21 protein-coding genes and 1 pseudogene are annotated in these 19,539 nt (G+C 59.9%); 6 read left to right on the top strand and 16 right to left on the bottom strand.

Going from position 1 to position 19,539, the window contains the following annotated elements; all coding sequences use genetic code 11:
* Positions 1-23: 23 nt before the first annotated feature.
* The 4 genes from N4R57_08415 (at position 24) to N4R57_08400 (ending at position 4,358) form a co-directional block, all read left to right on the top strand.
* Positions 24-386 (top strand): MmcQ/YjbR family DNA-binding protein, encoded by a 363-nt coding sequence (locus tag N4R57_08415; GenBank protein UYV39021.1) that lies wholly within the window; start codon positions 24-26, stop codon positions 384-386.
* A gap of 56 nt (positions 387-442) precedes the next feature.
* On the top strand, positions 443-1,618 hold the full coding sequence (locus N4R57_08410; GenBank protein UYV39020.1) for a pyridoxal phosphate-dependent aminotransferase: 1,176 nt from the start codon (positions 443-445) through the stop codon (positions 1,616-1,618).
* A gap of 63 nt (positions 1,619-1,681) precedes the next feature.
* Positions 1,682-2,596: a TPM domain-containing protein gene (locus N4R57_08405; GenBank protein ID UYV39019.1), complete on the top strand. Its 915-nt coding sequence runs from the start codon at positions 1,682-1,684 to the stop codon at positions 2,594-2,596.
* Between the two features lie 223 nt (positions 2,597-2,819).
* A complete protein-coding gene (locus tag N4R57_08400; protein UYV39018.1) occupies positions 2,820-4,358 on the top strand; it encodes a trimethylamine methyltransferase family protein in 1,539 nt (512 codons plus the stop codon).
* Between the two features lie 9 nt (positions 4,359-4,367).
* Here the strand turns inward: N4R57_08400 and N4R57_08395 are convergent, their stop codons facing one another.
* The 9 genes and pseudogenes from N4R57_08395 to N4R57_08355 form a co-directional block, all read right to left on the bottom strand.
* Positions 4,368-4,643 carry a hypothetical protein gene (locus N4R57_08395; GenBank protein ID UYV39017.1) on the bottom strand — a complete coding sequence of 92 codons (276 nt, stop codon included), beginning with the start codon at positions 4,641-4,643 and terminating at the stop codon, positions 4,368-4,370.
* Positions 4,644-4,760: 117 nt separating this feature from the next.
* Complete coding sequence (locus N4R57_08390; protein ID UYV39016.1) at positions 4,761-5,792, bottom strand: endonuclease; 1,032 nt, start codon at positions 5,790-5,792, stop codon at positions 4,761-4,763.
* Positions 5,793-5,795: 3 nt separating this feature from the next.
* Complete coding sequence (locus N4R57_08385; GenBank protein ID UYV39015.1) at positions 5,796-6,476, bottom strand: molecular chaperone DjiA; 681 nt, start codon at positions 6,474-6,476, stop codon at positions 5,796-5,798.
* 72 nt (positions 6,477-6,548) lie between these two features.
* Positions 6,549-7,028: a GNAT family N-acetyltransferase gene (locus N4R57_08380; GenBank protein UYV39014.1), complete on the bottom strand. Its 480-nt coding sequence runs from the start codon at positions 7,026-7,028 to the stop codon at positions 6,549-6,551.
* Positions 7,025-7,639 carry a VOC family protein gene (locus tag N4R57_08375; GenBank protein UYV39013.1) on the bottom strand — a complete coding sequence of 205 codons (615 nt, stop codon included), beginning with the start codon at positions 7,637-7,639 and terminating at the stop codon, positions 7,025-7,027. Before N4R57_08375 ends, N4R57_08380 begins: the two co-directional genes overlap by 4 nt.
* Positions 7,640-7,641: 2 nt before the next feature.
* On the bottom strand, positions 7,642-7,959 hold the full coding sequence (locus tag N4R57_08370; protein UYV39012.1) for an MAPEG family protein: 318 nt from the start codon (positions 7,957-7,959) through the stop codon (positions 7,642-7,644).
* An 8-nt stretch (positions 7,960-7,967) separates the two neighbouring features.
* The gene (locus tag N4R57_08365; protein ID UYV39011.1) at positions 7,968-8,126 is read right to left on the bottom strand and encodes a hypothetical protein; all 159 of its coding nucleotides are present in this window, start codon (positions 8,124-8,126) and stop codon (positions 7,968-7,970) included.
* Positions 8,127-8,283: 157 nt separating this feature from the next.
* Positions 8,284-10,414 (bottom strand): annotated as a pseudogene (gene scpA / locus N4R57_08360) (methylmalonyl-CoA mutase).
* On the bottom strand, positions 10,377-11,387 hold the full coding sequence (locus N4R57_08355) for a hypothetical protein (GenBank protein ID UYV39010.1): 1,011 nt from the start codon (positions 11,385-11,387) through the stop codon (positions 10,377-10,379). The pseudogene scpA and the gene N4R57_08355 overlap by 38 nt, the downstream one beginning before the upstream one ends.
* Positions 11,388-11,501: 114 nt before the next feature.
* Between N4R57_08355 and N4R57_08350 the strand changes: the two genes are divergently transcribed.
* Positions 11,502-11,933, top strand: coding sequence for a DUF4174 domain-containing protein (locus N4R57_08350; protein UYV39009.1), 432 nt, complete (start codon positions 11,502-11,504; stop codon positions 11,931-11,933).
* Positions 11,934-11,943: 10 nt separating this feature from the next.
* On the opposite strand, the gene N4R57_08345 is transcribed toward N4R57_08350, so the two are convergent.
* The 7 genes from N4R57_08345 to N4R57_08315 all read right to left on the bottom strand — a co-directional run bounded on the left by N4R57_08345 (position 11,944) and on the right by N4R57_08315 (position 18,049).
* Entirely contained in the window at positions 11,944-12,429 is a 486-nt protein-coding gene (locus N4R57_08345) for a hypothetical protein (GenBank protein ID UYV39008.1), read from the bottom strand.
* Positions 12,430-12,478: 49 nt separating this feature from the next.
* Positions 12,479-14,524, bottom strand: a complete 2,046-nt coding sequence (locus tag N4R57_08340; protein ID UYV39007.1) for an acetyl/propionyl/methylcrotonyl-CoA carboxylase subunit alpha — start codon at positions 14,522-14,524, stop codon at positions 12,479-12,481.
* 141 nt (positions 14,525-14,665) lie between these two features.
* Complete coding sequence (locus tag N4R57_08335) at positions 14,666-14,875, bottom strand: hypothetical protein (protein ID UYV39006.1); 210 nt, start codon at positions 14,873-14,875, stop codon at positions 14,666-14,668.
* A gap of 337 nt (positions 14,876-15,212) precedes the next feature.
* The gene (locus N4R57_08330; GenBank protein UYV39005.1) at positions 15,213-15,581 is read right to left on the bottom strand and encodes a hypothetical protein; all 369 of its coding nucleotides are present in this window, start codon (positions 15,579-15,581) and stop codon (positions 15,213-15,215) included.
* Positions 15,582-15,653: 72 nt separating this feature from the next.
* Positions 15,654-15,794 carry a hypothetical protein gene (locus tag N4R57_08325; protein UYV39004.1) on the bottom strand — a complete coding sequence of 47 codons (141 nt, stop codon included), beginning with the start codon at positions 15,792-15,794 and terminating at the stop codon, positions 15,654-15,656.
* 214 nt (positions 15,795-16,008) lie between these two features.
* Positions 16,009-16,419, bottom strand: a complete 411-nt coding sequence (locus N4R57_08320) for a DUF6497 family protein (protein ID UYV39003.1) — start codon at positions 16,417-16,419, stop codon at positions 16,009-16,011.
* Between the two features lie 97 nt (positions 16,420-16,516).
* The gene (locus tag N4R57_08315; protein ID UYV39002.1) at positions 16,517-18,049 is read right to left on the bottom strand and encodes an acyl-CoA carboxylase subunit beta; all 1,533 of its coding nucleotides are present in this window, start codon (positions 18,047-18,049) and stop codon (positions 16,517-16,519) included.
* A 264-nt stretch (positions 18,050-18,313) separates the two neighbouring features.
* On the opposite strand from N4R57_08315, the gene N4R57_08310 reads away from it, so the two are divergent.
* Positions 18,314-19,534, top strand: coding sequence for a multidrug effflux MFS transporter (locus N4R57_08310; protein UYV39001.1), 1,221 nt, complete (start codon positions 18,314-18,316; stop codon positions 19,532-19,534).
* Positions 19,535-19,539: the final 5 nt, after the last annotated feature.

Below are 19,539 nucleotides of genomic sequence, written 5' to 3'. Positions count from 1 at the left end.
ATTTTGCCAAGCCGGAGAATGACATGAGCCGAGACATGGTCAATACCATCGCCGCCACCTTCCCCGGGGCTGAGCGTTCGGACCCTTGGGGCGGCGGTCATGATGCGTGGAAAATCGGTGGTAAGGTGTTTGCCTGCATTGGTGCAGTCGGGGACGGTGTGTCGCTCAAAACGCCCGACATCGAAACCGCGCAAATGCTGATTGACGCGGGTGCTGGCATCAAAGCCCCCTATTTTCACCGCTCATGGCTGCATATGCCTTTTGACACGCTGGACGAGGGCGAACTCCGACACCGCCTCGAAGTGGCCTATGACACGATCCGCTCTGGGTTGACCAAAAAGTTTCAGGCCAGCTTGCCGCAGCGTGACACCTCTGCCGCTGATTGACTTCCCTTGCCTGCACGCGTCTGCATGGGCGCACGGACAGACCAAGGAGAATCACGATGCAGCTCTCGAACCGGATCACCACCTTGACCCCCGATGCGTCGGGAGGGTGGGAAATCTATCTGCGGGCCCGCGCCATGGTCGCCGCCGGTGAGAGCATCACCGAACTGACCATCGGCGAACACGACATCCGCACCGATCCTGCGATCCTGAACGAAATGCACCGCGCCGCGCTTGCCGGGCACACAGGCTATGCCGCCATTCCCGGCATCCCCGCCCTGCGCGATGTGATTGCCGAGCGCGTCACCGCGGCCACCGGCGTGCCGACCAAGCGCGAGAACGTCGTTATCACCCCCGGTGGCCAGGCCGCGCTTTTCGCGGCCCATATGGCCGTCTGCGATCCCGGTCAAACCGCGCTCTATATTGATCCCTATTATGCCACCTACCCCGGCACCCTGCGCGGGGCCAGCGCGGTGGCCCGCCCCATTGCCGCCCTTGCTGAGAACGGCTTCCAACCCGACCCGGCCGAGATCGCCAAGACGGCAGCCGTCACCAATGCCGCGTCGCTGTTGATCAACACCCCCAACAATCCTACCGGTGTGGTCTATTCCCGCGAAACGCTCGACGGGATCGCCGAAGCGTCCAAGGACCATGATTTCTGGGTCATCTCTGATGAGGTTTACGACACCCAACTCTGGGACGGCGAGCACATCTCGATCCGCGCCCTTCCCGGCATGGCAGATCGCACGCTGGTCGTCGGTTCCATGTCCAAAAGCCACGCCATGACCGGAAGCCGCGTCGGTTGGATCGTCGGCCCCGAAGCCGCTGTCTCCAATCTTATCAACCTGTCGACCCACACCACCTATGGCGTGCCGGGCTACATTCAGGAGGCCGCGCTTTTCGCCCTGCAACAAGGCCCGCGCTTTGAAGAGGCCATCGCAGAGCCATTCCGCCGCCGCCGCCTCATCGCGCTCGACATCCTTGGCCAGCAAAACCTTGTGCGCAGCGTGCCGCCCCAAGGGGCTATGTATATGATGCTCGACATCCGCGCGACCGGCCTTTCAGGCAGCGATTTTGCCGCCCGCCTGCTCGAAGAGCGCAAGATCGCGGTGATGCCCGGCGAAAGCTTTGGAGAGGCGGCCGCGGGCCATATCCGCGTCGCCATGACGGTCGAAGACAACGCCTTTGCAGCCGCCCTGCAAGAGGTCATGCGCTTCGCCGCTGCCCAAATATGATTGCCTAAATCACCTTTGCGGGCCTATTCTGTCTCCAGTATTTAAAGAATTGAGAGACTAGATATGAAACGCATTCTGTTTAGCTGGCTTGCGCTGGCCCTTCTTTTCACCGGTCCCATTGCGGCCCAAACCTATCCCGATCCGTCCGCAACCACGGTCAATGATTTCGCCAATCTGCTCCCACCAGAAAGCGAAGCCGAACTGGTGGCGCAGCTCGAAGCATTGCAAAAAGACACCGGCGTCGTGATGACCGTCGTGACCCTGTCGCGCAAGGACATGTTCGCCCCCGATCAAAGCGTCGAGGCGTTTTCCAAAGGGCTCTTTGAACAATGGAAAATCGGCAATGCCGAGAAAAACGACGGAGTCTTGTTCCTTGTCCTTCACACCGACCGCGAAATGCGCATCGAACTCGGCGAAGCCTACGGCTACGACTGGCAAGTGGCGACCCAGATCGTGCTCAACCGCTCGGTCATCCCCGCGTTCAAGGAAGAGCGGTATAACGATGGTATCCGCGCCGGGGTCACCGATACAATCGACCTCATCATCACAAACCACATCGCCGGACAGGACGCCCCCAAGCCCGACGCCTCGGGCGCGGCCTCTGACACCCTTCCTCCGGCTGGTGGCGCTGCCGATGGCCAACCCAAAGACGGCGAAGAATCCGGTGGGCTTGGCGCTTGGTGGGCCGCGATCATATTCGCGCCTTTCGCCGCCTTGATCGGTTGGGGCGCTTTGAAGTCCAAACTCGCCAAATGCCCCAAATGCGGCAATCGCGGCCTCAAGGTCAGCCATAGTCACCTCCAAGAGCCGACCGAAACCAAACCCGGACGCGGTGAAACTGTCACCGAATGCGAAAACTGCGGCCACCGCGAGGTCAAGGAATACACGATCGCAGCCCGCGGCAAGGATGACGAACCACCAAAGCCCGATATGGGCGGCGGCAAATCCGGCGGCGGCGGCGCGACCGGCAAATGGTAACGCCCATCCTCTGAAAACGACCTCCTGTCGCAAATGGCACAGATTGACTGGAAAACCCCGGTCAATCTGGCTTGCAGCAGACAGGAGTACGCCCATGCAGGAACCGGGCTGCAAAATCAGTCTTGTTATCCGCACCATCGGTGCCGAACGTGGTCGCGCGGCGCGTGGAAGGCCGGGTTTGTTCTGACATCCCTTATCAGAACTCCAACCAAAGGCTTCCAACATGAACGCACCCCTTAAAAGACGCGCCGGCGGCCGCAACGCCCGCCACGCAGCCCGAAGCGCCCCCCTCTCCGAGGCCGTACGTCCCATCCGCCCCGGCATGGAGGGCGGCAGGTTCAAACCCCTGACCGATACCGACATGGCCCGAATCCACGAAACCGCCCTGCGCGCGTTGGAAGAAATCGGGCTGGTCGATGCGCCAGCCTCTGGCATAGACATCATGACCCGCGCGGGAGCGATCATGGGTGACGATGGTCGTCTCCGCTTCCCCCGCGCCCTCGTCGAAGACATGCTCGCGCTGGCCGCCAAAGAGGTAAATCTCAATAGCCGCGATGGCAAAAACGACCTCACCCTCTCGGGCAACCGCGTGCACTATGGCACGGCTGGCGCGGCCGTTCACATGGTCGATGTCCAAGGGCGCGCCTATCGCGAAAGCACGGTGCAAGACTTGCATGACGCCGCCCGCATCGTCGACCAGCTCGACAATATCCACTTCCTGCAACGCCCAATGGTGTGCCGAGACATAACCGACAGCCGCGAACTCGACCTCAACTCGATTTATGCCTGTTGTTCGGGGACAACCAAACATGTCGGCGTGTCCTTTACCGAACCCGATTTTGTCGATGACGCGCTTGAGATGCTGCATATGATCGCGGGCGGAGAGGCCGAATGGCGCGCGCGCCCCTTCGTGTCAAACTCCAACTGTTTCGTTGTGCCGCCCTTAAAATTCGCCACCGAAAGCTGTCTTGTGATGGAAAAGGTCATCGCAGGTGGCATGCCCGTGCTGTTGCTCTCTGCGGGCATGGCCGGGGCCACCGCGCCCTCTACCATCGCGGGCGCCATCACTCAGGCGGTCGCCGAATGCCTTGCCGGTGTTGTCTATGTCAATGCCATCTCGCCGGGGCATCCCGCGATCTTTGGCACATGGCCTTTCGGCCTCGACCTGCGCTCTGGTGCGATGACGGGTGGGTCCGGCGAACAGGCGCTGCTCACCGCGGGCTGCTCTCAGATGCACAAATTCTATGGCCTGCCCGGTGGTGCCGCCGCCGGTATCGCTGACAGCAAATTGCCCGACATGCAGGCCGGTTGGGAGCAGATGTGCTCGAATGTGATCGCCGGTCTGTCAGGTCTCAACATGGTCTATGAATCCGCCGGGATGCACGCATCCCTGCTCGGCTTTTGCCACGAGAGCTTGATCCTCGGGAACGACATCATCGGTCAGGCGCTGCGCTGTGTGCGCGGGATCGAAGTCGATGACACCACCCTCGCCCTTGAACAAATGCGCAGCGTTTGCATGGGCGGACCGGGGCATTACCTCGGCACCGCCGAAACTCTTGGCCGGATGCAGAGCGATCATGTCTACCCGGCACTGGGTGATCGCACGTCCCCCAAAGAATGGGATGAAATCGGCAAACCGGACCTCAACGAAAAGGCCACAGCGCGAAAAGAAGCGATCTTGGCAGAGCTCTCTGGCGCGCTTTTCGCGCCGGACCTCGATGCGGCACTCCGCGCAAGGTTCAATATCCACTTGCCGCGCTAGACGCCGGGGTCACAAATCAATCTCGCCGCCTTCGCCCTTGTCTTTCTTGATCTCATCCGGCGTCTTGCGCCGGATGATGATGTCGCCGTTCGGCATAACTTCGGGCGAATGATAGGCCGTGATATCGTCGATTTTTCCCATCAGATCGTGCAAAGCCGGGCCCATCTTTTGAACGAACAACCGCAAACCCGGCTCGACCTCTTCGCTGAATTTCTTCAGATCGTCGATCGCCGGTTCCATCTCCTGCATGAACCCCCGCAACAGAAGCTTCGCCCCCTCTTCCATGAGCGAACTCCCCCCTTGCTCTCTTCGGCAAGCACGGGCGCAGCAGCAAGCGACGCGGCAAAAGTCAGGCTGAGTATCTGTTTCATGACACCAATATAGCGCATCCCGGTGACGATTTTAAGAACCAAGCGCAATATCAAGCGTGACCGGAAAATGATCGGACGCCGTCAACAAAGCTTCGCGCAGCTCAGGCATAGACCAGCAATCAGGGTCATCGAACGGGTGCCAGATACGCCACTCCGGCGATTTACTGCGCAAATCGGACGACACCATGATGTAATCCAGCAAAGCCTGCAAGAACCGCTTCTGCGCCTTGATATAAAACCTTGCGGTGCTGATCTGCGGCCCCAATCGGCGCTGCAACGCCACCTGAGCATGCGGATCAAACAACTTGTTACCATCCCCTTCGCCCAAGACAATCTCGACCGAGGAGCGCCCAAACAGGTCTTCGTATTCGTCAAGGCCCGGACCATCATTCAAATCGCCCATCACCATCAGAGCGTCGCCCGCCGCAAGATGCTCTTCAACCCGCTGGCGCAACCAAATCGCCTGTGCCAGTTGCTTGCGCCGGTTTTGAATCGACAGCTTCATTGCGTCGGCTTTGGTCTTCGCACCATGCGGGGCTTTGGATTTCAAATGCGCGCCGATCAACCGAAAGGCGAAACCGCTTTTTGTTGCCATCGCCAACTCTAACGGCGGCTTGGAAAACCGCACCAGATCCTCGGTTGCATCCACGTCCAGATCAATCCGAAACACCCCGTCAAACCGCGGCGCAACACGCGAGCCCTTCTTTCCCGTTTCGTCGCCTATGGGGTCATGTTTTGCTGTCAAAAAATCCGGATCATAAAGCAGCGCAATTTCCTGCTGCGTGTCGTTTTGAAAGCCGACAATCGCCTCGCGGGCACGCAACCCGAACACCTGCGCAAAATTTTCCAGCGCAGGCACCGTGGCGCGTTTGCCGTTGTGATCCGGCGCTTCGATCACCATCACCGCATCCGCATCCAGCGCCGTGAACACAACGCCCAACGCCTCGATCTGCTCGCCCCGTTTCACATCCCGTCGCCCGGACCATTGGTCATCGACCAGCAACTGCCCGTCGTCGTCAAACAGACTGTTGAACCACTCAACATTATAGGTGGCGATGCGCATCCCTCAGCCCCTCTCGGCCTGAATTTCCTCCCATGCGAGGTTGATCGCCGCCATCCGGCTTTCGGCCAGTTTCATCGCCTCTTCGGGCACGCCGCGTGCGATCATCCGGTCGGGATGGGTCTCTTGGACCAGCTTCCGCCACGCCTTGCGCACCGCCTCCATCGGGGCATCATGGGCAACGCCCAGAACCTCGTAAGGATCGCGCACCGCATCGGGCACAAAGCGCGAGCGCAGGCGGCGAAACCGCTGTTCCTCTATGCCCAGAATTTCGGCCACCCGGATCAGAAACGCATCCTCATTCGGATGATAGGTGCCATCCGCCATGGCAATGTGAAACAGCCCCTCCATCAGATCGACAAGCGCCTCATCGCCCGCACCGAACATCGTGGCGATCTTCTGGGCGTAATCCTCAAACCCCGCCACGTCCTGACGGGCCAGGTTGAACACCTTGGCGGCTCCGGCCTCATCCTCCTGCGCGATCTGGAACACCTCGCGAAAGGCCGCAACCTCATCGCGGGTCACTTGCCCGTCGGCCTTGGCCATTTTCGCCCCAAGAGCGATCACCGCAATGGCAAACCCCACCTTGCGCTCCGGTGGCGTGCGAAGATGTTCAAACACTGCCGAAAGCGGCTCACCACTGGCAAGGGCGGAAACGGCGGCGGTTATACGGGTCCAAATCGACATGAGACAACTCTAATGCGGCGATGCAGCGAAGTCATCGTGCAAAACCGCACAGGGCATCAAAACAAAAGCGCGTCACACGGTTTTTTGCATCAAAACTAGATCATGCCAACGGCCAAACTTGCGCCCGACTTCTGGCATTCGCCCGGTTTCAACAAATCCACAGGCATTGTGAAACGCCACCGCACCGCTGTTTTCCGCACTCACGCCGGACACCAAAACATGTATCCCCTGCCCCCGCGCCGCCTCTTCCAGCGCAGCGATAAGGCTGCGCCCGACGCCCTTGCCGCGCGCCTGATCCGACAGGATGATAGTCAGCTCCGCGGAATGGCGATACCCCGGCCCATTGCGAAACGTCCCAAAGGTGGCAAACCCAACCACCTGCCCATCCAGCTCGGCCACGATAAACGCCGCACCGCGCTGTTCAATCATCGCGGCCACATCGGCGGCGGTCTTTTCCTCGGTCGAAAACGTAATGATCGTGTCACGGATCATCGGCGCCCAAAACGCAGATATCTCTGCGGCGTCGCGCGCCTCCGCCTGTCTCAGGATCATGCCAAAACCTTTTGACCATCGGGCGAAGCGAACTCGGCGCGCATCGACCGCGCCCCCTGTTTAATCTCAACGCGGCGATCCGTGATCAGCGGCGCCAACGCCCCGCGCAGCGCATCGGCGTCAGGCGTGGTGATCACCAGCCGCTCCAACCGCAGGCCGGTGTTCGCCAGCCGCGTCGCCGGATGCACACTGTCGCCCCAGTCGATCATCGCCGGAAATCCGCCACCAAAGGGAAGCCGCCCCTCCTCGCCACCAACGAACTGCCACTCCAATGCGCCCCGCTTCATATCAAACGGCGCTCCCATCCTGGCCGGCGCTTTTGCCAAAGCCGCGCTCAGGTCATCTGCTGCACAGATCCAGTTCGTCACCCTCGGCGCGCCTGTGAAATCGTCGAGATCAAACCACCGTCGACGTCCCGGATCTGGCACTGTCGGATCTATCGCGATCACCTCAAGGTAAAGCCCTTCCTCCAAACCCAGCAACAGGTTGTGCGTGCCAAACCGCGCATGCTGCCCACCGGGCAAAAGCGTCACCCCAAGGCTTTGCTCAACCCACGCGCGCCCGGCGTCCAGCGTCTCGCAAGCGACGGCAATATGGTCAATCTTCATCATGTTCACACCGCCCATTTCATCACTGCCCAAAGAAAGCCCAACACCGTGGGGAAAAACGTCGCCCCAAACCCGAAGGTGCGCAGCGGCGGAGCCAAGTGATAGCCGGCCCAATACACCAGCCGCGCAATCGCAAACCCGACGCCCATGTAAAGCACAACCAACGCCCCCAGCGTTAGCGCCACAAAGGGCCAAAGCACAATTGCCAGCACAAGTTGTTCGATCGTGTTGGTCAGAACCCGCTGATCAACCTCTCCGGCGGACCCGGGGTGAAACGCCCCGCCCGCCATCGCGCTGTCGTCAAAAAAACGGCGCAGCGCCAATAGGGCAATCAATATTGTGCACACAATTCCCCCGGCAACAGCGCCATAACCATCGCCGTGTTCAGCGGTATGAACGGAGGTTTTACCGTTTGCGGCCACCATAGAATACCGACCGACCAGACCAACGCCAAAGCAATTCCGGCCAGTGTTTTTGCGCGTTTCGACACGTTGCGCACTCCCTCACAGTTTCCGCGCCATCCTCGCGGCGCTCGACCACGATTTGCAAGCCCGAAATCAACGCGGCGGCACAAGCCGCCTCAACCGCCGCCAAAAAAAATAGGAAAGAAGGCCATCGGCCCTCTCTCCCTCTAAAATTGGTCTCGCCTACCCGCGTGCGGCGCGGATCAGCTCAAGAATATCCTGCGCGGCTTCCGGGATATTGGTGCCCGGCCCAAAGATTGCCTTGACCCCCGCATTCTTGAGGAAATCGTAATCCTGCTGCGGAATAACCCCGCCACAGATCACGATAATATCGCTCGCATCCTTTTCCTTCAGCGCGGCAATCAACTGCGGCGCGAGGGTTTTGTGCCCTGCCGCCTGACTTGAAATGCCAACCACATGCACGTCATTGTCCACCGCGTCTTGCGCCGCTTCTTCCGGCGTCTGGAACAGCGGGCCAACATCCACGTCAAAGCCGATATCGGCAAAGGCCGTGGCAATCACCTTGGCCCCCCGGTCGTGGCCGTCCTGCCCCATCTTGACCACCAAGAGCCGGGGCCTGCGCCCTTCTTCCTCGGCAAAACTCTCAATGCTTTTCTGGATCGCAGCAAAGCCTTCGTCGCCTTCATAGGCCGCGCCATATACCCCGGCGAGGGTTTTAACCTCGGCCCGGTGCCGCCCGAATTCTTCTTCCATTGCCATGCTGATTTCCCCCACGCTGGCGCGTGCGCGCGCCGCATCAACTGCGGCGTCCAAAAGGTTGCCGCCTTCCTTGGCGCGCCGCGTCAATTCATTCAGCGCGGCGGTGCAGGCGGCCTCGTCGCGGCTGTCGCGCATCTCTTTCAATCGTGCAATCTGCCCGTCACGCACCGCCATGTTGTCCACGTCAAGAATGTCGATCGGGTCTTCCTTGTCCAAACGATATTTGTTGACGCCAACAATCACCTCGTCGCCGCGGTCGATCATTGCTTGACGGGTCGCAGCACTCTCTTCGATGCGCAGCTTTGGCATGCCGCTGGCCACGGCCTTGGTCATGCCGCCCATTTCCTCAACCTCTTCCATCAAGGCCCAAGCCCGATCAACCAACTCCGCCGTCAGACTTTCGACGTAATACGATCCGGCCAGCGGATCGACGACATTGGTGACCCCGGTTTCTTCCTGCAAAATCAACTGCGTATTCCGCGCAATTCGTGCAGAAAAATCGGTCGGCAAGGCGATCGCCTCGTCAAGAGCATTGGTGTGCAACGATTGTGTGCCCCCCAATGCCGCCGCCATCGCCTCATAGGCGGTGCGGATCACGTTGTTATAAGGGTCCCTGCTCCTGAAGGCTCACACCCGAGGTCTGACAATGGGTGCGCAGCATTTTCGAGCGTTCCGATTTTGCGCCAAAATCGCTCATCACCCGGTGCCAGAGCAGCCGCGCCGCGCGCAGCTTGGCCGCTTCCATGAAGAAGTTCATGCCAATCGCAAAGAAGAAGCTCAACCGCCCGGCAAACTTGTCCACATCCATGCCCGCCTCAATTGCGGCGCGCACGTATTCGCGTCCGTCCGCCAGCGTATAAGCGAGCTCCTGAACAAGGTTCGCCCCCGCCTCTTGCATGTGGTAGCCCGAGATCGAGATCGAGTTGAACTTCGGCATCTCGTTCGAGGTATATTCGATGATGTCCGAAATGATCCGCATCGACGGTTCCGGCGGATAAATATAGGTATTGCGCACCATGAATTCTTTCAGAATATCGTTCTGAATGGTGCCGGACAGAACCGAACGGTCATGGCCCTGCTCTTCGCCCGTGACGATAAAATTCGCCAAGATAGGGATCACCGCACCGTTCATCGTCATGCTGACCGACACTTTGTCGAGCGGAATACCGTCAAACAAGATCTTCATGTCTTCGACGCTGTCGATCGCAACGCCCGCCTTGCCGACATCTCCCACCACGCGCGGATGGTCGCTGTCATAGCCCCGGTGCGTCGCCAGATCAAAGGCAACCGACACGCCTTGCTGCCCTGCGGCCAGCGCCCGGCGGTAAAAGGCATTCGACTCTTCAGCCGTAGAAAACCCGGCATATTGCCGGATGGTCCAAGGGCGCCCGGCATACATCGTTGCCTTCACGCCGCGCGTGAATGGCCCCACGCCCGGCACACTGCCCATATGCGGCAGCCCCTCGGTGTCTTCCTCGGTATAGAGCGGCTTGACCGCGATCCCTTCGAGGGTGTTCCATGTCAGCTCGTCGAGCGGGCGACCGCGCAGCTCTTTCTCAGCCAGCGCGCGCCATGCGTCCGTCTTTTCCGTCATTCTTGTGTCCTCTTGTCGTTGCACCGCCCGACGGGTTTGCTCCCGCCTGATCCGGCTGATCTTCCTCAACAAATGTCGCCACGCCCCCGGCCCCGGCATGCAGCCAGAACAGATCATCAGCGTAGTTTTCTTTCAATTTCGCGCTTTGCACCTCATCAAACGGCAGCCAGCGCCCCTCCCCAGAGGGGAGCTTGGCCGGGTTGCCGCCACGCTGCGCAAAGGCTCGGCGCAATTGCGCCAGATCAGGCGAGCGATGCAGCCAGAGCCGCGCATGTGTCTCAGGCAGTTCCACCGCCCCATCCGTCATATAGGCCAACCGCTTTTCCGGCTGGGGCGCATAGGTTTCATAGCTGTCCACCGTGACGTCAACACCTGAAAACGCAGCGGATGTATCAGAGACAACATCGCGCCATCCGCGTGGCCCTTCGACAATCTGGTCAAGCTCATCCGCGCGCGCCAGATGCCCGCCGCGCCCCAACGAAAACGCAAGCGCCGAAGGCCAATAAGTCTCAAGTGAGCGCACCGACAGAACCACACCGCTCACCATCCCATCAAAGGCGCGCGCAAACCGTTCAAGATGCTGCGCTGCATCGGGGTAAAGTTGCTTGGCTCGCACATTGAGACGCGCGGTGCCCAGCATATTCTCATCGCTGACAATCAGGTGCGTCTTGCCTTGTTTTGCCAATCGCTCAACCCGCGCGCCGATCTCGCGCTTTGCCTTTTCAATCTCTCCCGCAAGCTCTTGCTCTGAACCGCGCACCAAGCCGCTGAACAGCCCGCCACGCCGGGTTCTATGCGGGCCCCAATAGCCAACGCCACGCTTACTCAGCCAATCGGTATTGCCCCGCAAGTAGGCCTGAAAAGAGGTGGTCGCAGTTCGTTGCGCCCCGATATGAAGGATAACTTTCATGACACTAAACACTTTGCCGGTGAACGCCGCATGCCGCGACAGGGAAATAGTTTCGGCTGTCATACTGTCCCCCCAATCCTGACAATGTGTTTAACAGGCACGATTTTTTTCACTTGCGGCATATTCAATCTCGCATTTGCCGCAAATCCCCCTATATCATGCAGGACAGGAGGCCCGATGAAATCATTCTTGAGCTTTGTATTTGCTGCGCTTTTCGCCGTTCCGGGCCTTGCGCAAACCGTGCCGCAACCGGTTGTGGAATTGCTTGCCCCAGACGGCGATGCGCTCGACTTGTCACAATTTCTATGGAAAAAACGCCTGCTGGTGATCTTCGCGGAAAGCCCCGGAGACCCGCGCTTCATCGAGCAAATGACCCTTCTTGAAACCCGCACCGGTGATCTGGTCGAGCGTGATGTCGTCCTGCTGACGGACACCAACCCCGATGCCGAGTCTGCGTTGCGCCTTAAATTCCGCCCGCGTGGGTTTATGCTTGTGCTGATGGGCAAGGACGGAAGCGTATATCTGCGCAAACCGCTGCCTTGGAGCACACGGGAAATCTCCCGCTCCATCGACAAAATGCCGCTCCGCCGACAAGAATTGCGCAAATAACAAAGGGTCATCACAGATCCCCGCTGGTCAACACAACGAGACCGCGCAGCGGGTCAAGCACGGCAAAAGCCGCGTCTTGCCGCGAAAACACCACCGTGGACGGATCTGCATTGAGAGCGGCGTAAAACGTGTTGTTGGCCTTGCCGCTCAAACAGGGTTTCGCCGCAAGCCCGACCGACTGTATGGCCACGCCAGTGGGGCGATCCACATTCATCAGGTCGATAAACAGCTGATCCGCAGTCTTGCCAGGCACGGAAATCGCAAATGGCTTGCCTTGCTGCCCTGCGCCCACAACCGCCTCGGCGCTGTCAAACAACGGCACCCGCGACTTGACCTCGGCGCTTTTGATCCGAAACACAGCCGCAGTACACCCGTGCCGGCTTTCGAAATAGAGCGTCTCCCCCAGATCGACCCAACCGGCCATCAGCGCACGCGCCTCATCCTCTGAATGGCGTGCACAGCCGCCGAGCGTCACCAAGGCCGCAAGGGCGAGCATGACGCTGCCCCGTTTGGCTCCTGCATGACACCCGGCAAACCACATCGCCCTATTCGAACTCCATAATCACTTCGTCCACGGCAAGGCTGTCGCCCGGCCCGGCGTTGATCTTGCTGACCACGGCCTTGCGTTCGGCGCGCAGGATGTTCTCCATCTTCATCGCCTCAACCGAGCAGAGCGCCTGCCCCTCTTGCACTTCCTGCCCGACTTCCACGTCGATCTTGACGATAAGACCCGGCATCGGACACAGCAGCATCTTGGAGGTATCAGGCGGAAGTTTCTCAGGCATTAACGCGGCCAGTTCGGCCTGACGGGGCGAGCGGACATGCACCTTCAAATCCGCCCCGCGAGAGCGCAGACGGAAGCCGCCCGAAATCTTGCCCACCTTCAATACCAGCGGCGCACCATCGACCGTGATTTCGGCCAAACTGTCGCCCGGAGTCCAGCGGCTGGCGACACGCATGGTGCTGCCGTCGGCAAAGCGCACGGTTGATCCGTCATGATCCGCATCAATCGTCACATCAAAGCTCTCGCCCTGAAGCGTCACAACCCAATCGGTGCCAACGCGCCGCTCGTGGTTGTCCATCCGGCCCGACACCCGTGTGCGGCGAATTTCGGCCACCCGGTGCATCGCCGCCGCCGAGGCCGCGATCCGGCGCAAGGTCTCGGAGGGAAGCTCAACCCCTTCAAATCCTTCGGGATATTGCTCCTCGATAAAGGCGGTTGTCATCTCTCCGGCCATAAACACCGGGTGATCCATCACCGCCGACAGGAACGGCAGGTTGTGCCCGATCCCTTCCAGCTCGAAACTGTCGAGCGCGATGCGCATCGCCTCGATCGCCGCGTCGCGCGTTGGCGCCCATGTGCACAGCTTGGCGATCATCGGGTCGTAATACATGCTGATTTCGCCGCCCTCGTAAACGCCGGTATCATTGCGCACGGCGGCCGCCCCTTCGGGTGCCTCGCCCTGCCATTTGCCGTTAACCAAAAGCGGCCCCGCGGCCGTTTCGGCAGGTGGGCGATACATGCTCAAGCGGCCAATCGAGGGCAGAAAGTTGCGATAGGGATCTTCGGCATAAAGCCGGTTCTCAATCGCCCAGCCTTCCAGCTTCACGTCTTTCTGCGCAAGCGTCAGCTTTTCGCCCGCGGCAACGCGGATCATCTGCTCCACAAGGTCGACACCTGTGATCAGCTCAGTCACCGGATGCTCCACCTGAAGACGGGTGTTCATCTCAAGGAAATAGAAGTTTTTCGCGCCATCCACGATGAATTCCACCGTGCCCGCGCTGGCGTAATCCACGGCCTGCGCAAGCGCCACGGCCTGTTCGCCCATCGCCTTGCGGGTTGCCTCGTCAAGGAAGGGCGACGGCGCCTCTTCCACAACCTTCTGGTTGCGCCGCTGGATCGAGCATTCCCGCTCGCCCAGATAAATCCCGTTGCCGTGGCTGTCGCACAGCACCTGAATTTCAATGTGGCGCGGCTGGGTGACGAATTTTTCAATGAAAATCCGGTCATCGCCAAAGCTGCTGGCGGCTTCGTTCTTGGACGATTGGAACCCTTCGCGCGCTTCCTCGTCGCTCCATGCAATCCGCATCCCCTTGCCGCCGCCCCCGGCAGAGGCCTTGATCATCACCGGATAGCCAATCTCGTTCGAGATTTTCACCGCCTCATCCGCATCCTCGATCAACCCCATATAGCCGGGCACGGTGCTGACATCGGCGTCTTGGGCGATCTTCTTCGAGGTGATCTTGTCACCCATCGCCTCAATCGCGCCTACGGGTGGGCCGATAAACGCCACGCCTTCAGCTTCAAGAGCTTGCGCGAACTTGCTGTTTTCACTCAGAAAACCATAACCCGGGTGCACGGCCTCGGCGCCGGTCTCGCGGATCGCCTTCATCACGTTGTCGATCACGATATAGGACTGGTTCGCTGGCGGCGGGCCGATGTTTACGGCCTCATCCGCCATTTGCACATGCAACGCCTGCTTGTCGGCGTCCGAATAAATGGCGACCGTCTTGATCCCCATCTTGCGGGCGGTCTTGATCACCCGGCAGGCAATTTCGCCCCGGTTGGCAATCAGGATCTTCTTGAACATGGCTCGTCCCTTCCGTCGTGGTGCCCGGGCGTGGTCCGCCTCAGGTCATTGGCATAAAAAAGGCCACCGCCGGGCGCGTGCCCTGCGATGGCCGTGTTATTCTTTACCCCGGCCTGCGCCGGAACTCGTGTCAGACGCGCATCAGCAGCGCGTCGGGTATTTCTGGCAATAGGCGACATTGGCCGCCGCGCCGACGACGACGCCGGTTGCGACATTGCCATCGAGCAGGAGCGACGCCGCGCCGCCGGCTCCGCCGCCCATGAGCGCCTGTTCAACTGCGGTATCGCCGCATGCGGCCACAAACCCGAGCGATGCAAGGGCAAGGAGCCGGACCGTGAGTGGTGTTCGCATGATAAAGTGCCTCTTTTCGTTCTTCTTATACTTAACGAAATGACCGCTTTATCGTTCCATGGAAAGAAAAATTTTCGTGAATCCGGCACATTGGCAGTAGTTCGCCGAATCATGCAACACATTGGAGTCTGGACGAAAAAATGGGGCGGACGGCCTTGGGGACTACCAGTCCGCCCCTTAGGGGAAGGGTAACGGTTCAGACAATGCGTCTCGGCCCCACATGGGACCGCCACTACGTTCCTTACTCTGTCTCGCAGATGACCTGTTTCCAAGCCCACTCGCCGTATAGGCGAAAAATGGGCGCGGACTCGCTTAGTTTTCATATCTCCAAGCGAAATCATGCCGACCCCTCGTCGAAATCACCTGAAAACACATCCGGGAAGTTCCGCCGCGCCACCTCGACATCAAGCCGCAACAGCGCGTCATAGCTTGCAGGGTCAAACGGGTCTTCGGCGGGCACCACCTCGCGCTCAAACAGCCAGCTGATGCGCCCGGCGTCCAGATTGCCGCGCTCGAACACTTCTTCGCCAAAATGCTCCCACAGGGCGGCCAGAAACGCCTGATCGGCGCGTTTGTCGGCCGGGCGGCGGTCACGATAGCGTTCGCGCTCGGTGATCGCCGTCACACCGCGCGGGTTGGCCCGCCGGATGGTGAATTGATAATCTGTACCGGTAAGACGTCCGGGAAAGCCGCGATGCTTTAGCATGATTTGCCCCCCGAACGCATGGGGCAAAGGCGGATGGTCGGGGCGGGCGCTTGGTCCCGCCCCGTCCGGTCGTTACTTGTATTTGCCGGTGTAAACCGGCTCAGTCGAGATCGGCTCTGGGTCGACCACGACAAATTCTTCTTCCTGCTGGGCGCAGGCAACCACGAAGGCTGCAAGGCCGAGCGCCAGAATGCTCTTGATGGCTTTCGACATCTGTTTCTCCTGTCTCTATGTTCGGACAGTTCCGGGCTTTGAAACCCATCCTGCCCCTCGTACGAGGTAAGCGCCCAAGGGTGGACACTCCGGCGCAACATATCGGAATCAGGGGATAATTGGAACTTGTCCACAAGCATACCCACAGCCTGTGACTCCAAAGCCTCAGTCGCCATGTCTGCCCCCCGTCGCGCCCCAAGATGTAGTGGCTGCATCAGAATTCCTCCCAAATACAGGCACCGTTTTCGATGCGATAAACCTCAAAAAACTGCACCACGCCGGGCGCGGTTTCGCCGAATTTGATCGGCTTGTCCGAGATTGAAATCACGATCCGGTCCACCGGATCGGGTGTGACTTTGACATGCGGCAGCGCGTAGTCGGCGCACAGCACATCCATGTCTTTGAGCCGCACCTCATAGGCCATCGCCGCCGTGTCGGGCAGCTCTGGCGCCAGAAAGCGGAACCGCCCGAATGTCAGCTCGCCGTCGGCCTTGACGTCAAGAAACTTGTCCAGCACCTCGACAGCCAGCCCCGAGGGCAGCTTTGGCACCGGATAGACCCCCTCGGCCATGCCCTGCCCCGCGACGAACAGCCCCGCGCCCACCGCCAAACCAAAGGCAAACACCCCCCAGCCCCCGCAAGTGCGGGCTCCTCCGGCCGGGGGTGTCCGGCCCGCGCATTTCTGGCGGGCTATGGCGGGAAATCGGTGCATTAACATCGCCTCAAAGCGGGATATTATCGTGTTTTTTCCACGGGTTCTGCAGCTTCTTGTTGCGCAGGCTGGCAAAAGCCCGCGACACGCGCTTGCGGGTCGAATGGGGCATGATCACTTCGTCGATAAAGCCCCGCTCGGCCGCCTTGAACGGGTTGGCGAAGTTCTTTTCATACTCCGCCGCATGGGCCGCGATCTTTTCCTCATCGCCAAGGTCGGCGCGGTGGATGATCTCGGTCGCGCCCTTGGCCCCCATCACCGCGATCTCGGCGGTGGGCCAGGCATAGTTGAAATCGCCGCGCAGATGCTTGGACGCCATCACGTCATAGGCACCGCCATAGGCCTTGCGGGTGATCACCGTGACCTTGGGCACCGTCGCCTCGCCATAGGCAAAGAGCAGCTTGGCACCATGTTTGATGACGCCGCCGAATTCCTGACTTGTGCCGGGCAAAAATCCGGGCACGTCAACAAAGGTCAGGATCGGAATTTCAAAGGCATCACAGAACCTTACAAAGCGCGCGGCCTTGCGCGAGCTGTCGATATCAAGACAACCGGCAAGCACCATCGGCTGGTTCCCGACCACGCCGACCGTCTGGCCTTCGATACGGATAAACCCGGTGATGATGTTCTTGGCAAAGTCTTCCTGAATTTCGTAAAAATCGCCCTCGTCCGCCACCTTTACGATCAATTCTTTCATGTCGTAAGGCGTGTTGGCGTTTTCGGGGATCAGCGTATCAAGGCTCTGATCACGTCGCGCGGGGTCGTCAAAGAACGGCCGCACGGGTGGTTTCTCGCGGTTGTTGAGCGGCAGGAAATCGACCAGACGGCGAACCTCGGCCAGCGCCTCGACATCGTTTTCAAACGCCCCATCCGCGACCGAGCTTTTGCGTGTGTGGGTGCTTGCCCCGCCCAGCTCTTCGGCGGTAACCACCTCGTTTGTCACGGTTTTTACAACATCCGGGCCGGTCACGAACATGTAGGACGAGTCTTTGACCATAAAGATAAAGTCGGTCATCGCCGGGCTGTAAACCGCGCCGCCGGCGCAGGGGCCCATGATCACGGAAATCTGCGGCACCACGCCCGAGGCCATGATGTTGCGCTGGAACACGTCGGCATAACCGGCGAGGCTGGCCACGCCTTCCTGAATACGTGCGCCGCCCGAATCGTTGATGCCAACAACCGGCGCGCCGTTCTGCATTGCCATGTCCATGATCTTACAGATCTTCTGGGCGTGGGTTTCCGACAGCGAGCCGCCAAAGACGGTGAAATCCTGACTAAAGACATAGACCATGCGACCATTGATCGTGCCCCAGCCCGTGACCACGCCATCACCCGCATGCTTTTGTTTTTCCATGCCAAAATCGGTGCAGCGATGGGTGACAAACATGTCAAACTCTTCAAAGCTGCCCTCGTCAAGCAACAGCTCGATCCGCTCGCGAGCGGTCAGCTTGCCCTTGGCGTGCTGGGCCTCGATCCGCTTGTCACCACCGCCTTTGCGGGCCACGGCGCGGCGCTCATCAAGCTCCTGAAGAATGTCTTTCATGGGGGTCCCCTCATCTTGCACGATTGGGTGCAACATAAGGCCAAGCGTTGACCCCTGAAAGCGATTTTCCGCAAATTTGCAAACTTCCGAAAAGTTAACAACTGTTAACTGCAAACCCGCAAACTGGTTATTGTTGCGTTAACAAAAATCGCCGCCACCTCTGGAACTTCCTAAAATAAGATGATCAAGTCGCGTCAGAGTGGCAATCGGTGGCATTTTGGTCGCCTTGCACGTTTTGTATCGCAACCAGTTTAAGAAGTCTTGATGACACCGTTCCCTCCGCCGAAATTTCTTGACCGCCGCAGCCCGCCAAAGATCGGGACCTTGGTGGCGTTGACCGGCGTGTCGGCCCTGTCGATGAACCTGTTCCTGCCGTCGCTGCCCGGTATGGCCGAGTATTTCGACACGACTCCGGCGGTGATGAGCCTGTCGGTCGGGGTTTACCTGTTGGTCAACGCGCTGCTGCAGCTGGTGATCGGGCCGATCTCGGACAATCTGGGGCGTCGGCGGGTGATCCTTGCAGGGTTGGCGATCTATATGCTGGCGACTTTGGGCTGTATCTGGTCGACCAGCGCGACGATGTTTCTGGCCTTTCGCATGCTACAGGCATCGGTCGCGGTGGCGATGGTTCTGGGGCGCGCGGTGGTGCGGGACACCACCCCGGCGGATCAGGCCAGCGCCAAAATCGCCTATGTCTCTATGGGCATGTCGCTGATCCCGATGATTGGCCCGGCGATCGGCGGATACCTTGAACAAAACTATGGCTGGCACGCGAATTTCTGGGCGCTGTTTGCCGCCGGACTGGCGGTTTTTGTCCTCGCCCTTGGCGATCTGGGCGAGACGGCCCGGCCAAGCGGCTTGTCCCTTGGGCAGCAATTCCGCGAGATCCCTTTCCTGCTGAAAAGCCCGCGTTTCTGGGGGTATAGCATGGCTGCAACCTTATCGAGCGGGGCGTTTTTTGCCTATCTCGGCGGGGCGCCCTTTGTGGCAAAAGAGCTGTTCGGGCTGAGCCCTCAGGAGCTGGGTCTTTATTTCGCGGCCCCCGGCATCGGCTATTTCTTTGGCAACTATATCGCCGGGCGCTATTCACAGCGCATCGGCATGAACCGCATGGTGCTTTGGGGCTATATCGTGGCGCTGTCGGGGATGGTCTTGTCGATCTGGCTGTCGCTGACCGGCCTGCAAACGCCGTTCAGCTTTTTCGCGGTGATGGTGCCGGTTGGTATCGGCAATGGGATGAGCATTCCCAACGCCGTCTCGGGGCAGCTTTCGGTGCGCCCGCATCTGGCGGGAACGGCCTCGGGGCTTGGCGGGTCGATGATGCTGAGCGGCGGCGCGGCCCTGTCGGCGCTGGCCGGGGTGCTGTTGGTCGGCGCCTCAAGCGACGCACCGCTGGTGTTTCTGATCACCGCAACATTGGCCGGGGGGTTGATCTCGATCTTGCTGGTGATGCGACGCGAGGCGCGGCTGGGCGCGGCGCTTTGATCGGC

Source organism: Rhodobacteraceae bacterium D3-12, from assembly GCA_025916135.1.
Classification (GTDB): Bacteria; Pseudomonadota; Alphaproteobacteria; order Rhodobacterales; family Rhodobacteraceae; genus JAKGBX01.
Note: the sequence above shows the minus strand (reverse complement) of the source record. Positions and strands in the feature narration are given on the sequence as shown.

What these genes read in the sequence shown, in the direction of transcription:
- N4R57_08415 (UYV39021.1), top strand. Translation starts at nt 24, where the DNA reads ATGAGCCGAGACATGGTCAATACCATCGCCGCCACCTTCCCCGGGGCT.
- N4R57_08410 (UYV39020.1), top strand. Translation starts at nt 443, where the DNA reads ATGCAGCTCTCGAACCGGATCACCACCTTGACCCCCGATGCGTCGGGA.
- N4R57_08405 (UYV39019.1), top strand. Translation starts at nt 1,682, where the DNA reads ATGAAACGCATTCTGTTTAGCTGGCTTGCGCTGGCCCTTCTTTTCACC.
- N4R57_08400 (UYV39018.1), top strand. Translation starts at nt 2,820, where the DNA reads ATGAACGCACCCCTTAAAAGACGCGCCGGCGGCCGCAACGCCCGCCAC.
- N4R57_08395 (UYV39017.1), bottom strand. Translation starts at nt 4,643, where the DNA reads ATGGAAGAGGGGGCGAAGCTTCTGTTGCGGGGGTTCATGCAGGAGATG.
- N4R57_08390 (UYV39016.1), bottom strand. Translation starts at nt 5,792, where the DNA reads ATGCGCATCGCCACCTATAATGTTGAGTGGTTCAACAGTCTGTTTGAC.
- N4R57_08385 (UYV39015.1), bottom strand. Translation starts at nt 6,476, where the DNA reads ATGTCGATTTGGACCCGTATAACCGCCGCCGTTTCCGCCCTTGCCAGT.
- N4R57_08380 (UYV39014.1), bottom strand. Translation starts at nt 7,028, where the DNA reads ATGATCCTGAGACAGGCGGAGGCGCGCGACGCCGCAGAGATATCTGCG.
- N4R57_08375 (UYV39013.1), bottom strand. Translation starts at nt 7,639, where the DNA reads ATGATGAAGATTGACCATATTGCCGTCGCTTGCGAGACGCTGGACGCC.
- N4R57_08355 (UYV39010.1), bottom strand. Translation starts at nt 11,387, where the DNA reads ATGACAGCCGAAACTATTTCCCTGTCGCGGCATGCGGCGTTCACCGGC.
- N4R57_08350 (UYV39009.1), top strand. Translation starts at nt 11,502, where the DNA reads ATGAAATCATTCTTGAGCTTTGTATTTGCTGCGCTTTTCGCCGTTCCG.
- N4R57_08345 (UYV39008.1), bottom strand. Translation starts at nt 12,429, where the DNA reads ATGCTCGCCCTTGCGGCCTTGGTGACGCTCGGCGGCTGTGCACGCCAT.
- N4R57_08340 (UYV39007.1), bottom strand. Translation starts at nt 14,524, where the DNA reads ATGTTCAAGAAGATCCTGATTGCCAACCGGGGCGAAATTGCCTGCCGG.
- N4R57_08335 (UYV39006.1), bottom strand. Translation starts at nt 14,875, where the DNA reads ATGCGAACACCACTCACGGTCCGGCTCCTTGCCCTTGCATCGCTCGGG.
- N4R57_08330 (UYV39005.1), bottom strand. Translation starts at nt 15,581, where the DNA reads ATGCTAAAGCATCGCGGCTTTCCCGGACGTCTTACCGGTACAGATTAT.
- N4R57_08325 (UYV39004.1), bottom strand. Translation starts at nt 15,794, where the DNA reads ATGTCGAAAGCCATCAAGAGCATTCTGGCGCTCGGCCTTGCAGCCTTC.
- N4R57_08315 (UYV39002.1), bottom strand. Translation starts at nt 18,049, where the DNA reads ATGAAAGACATTCTTCAGGAGCTTGATGAGCGCCGCGCCGTGGCCCGC.
- N4R57_08310 (UYV39001.1), top strand. Translation starts at nt 18,314, where the DNA reads ATGACACCGTTCCCTCCGCCGAAATTTCTTGACCGCCGCAGCCCGCCA.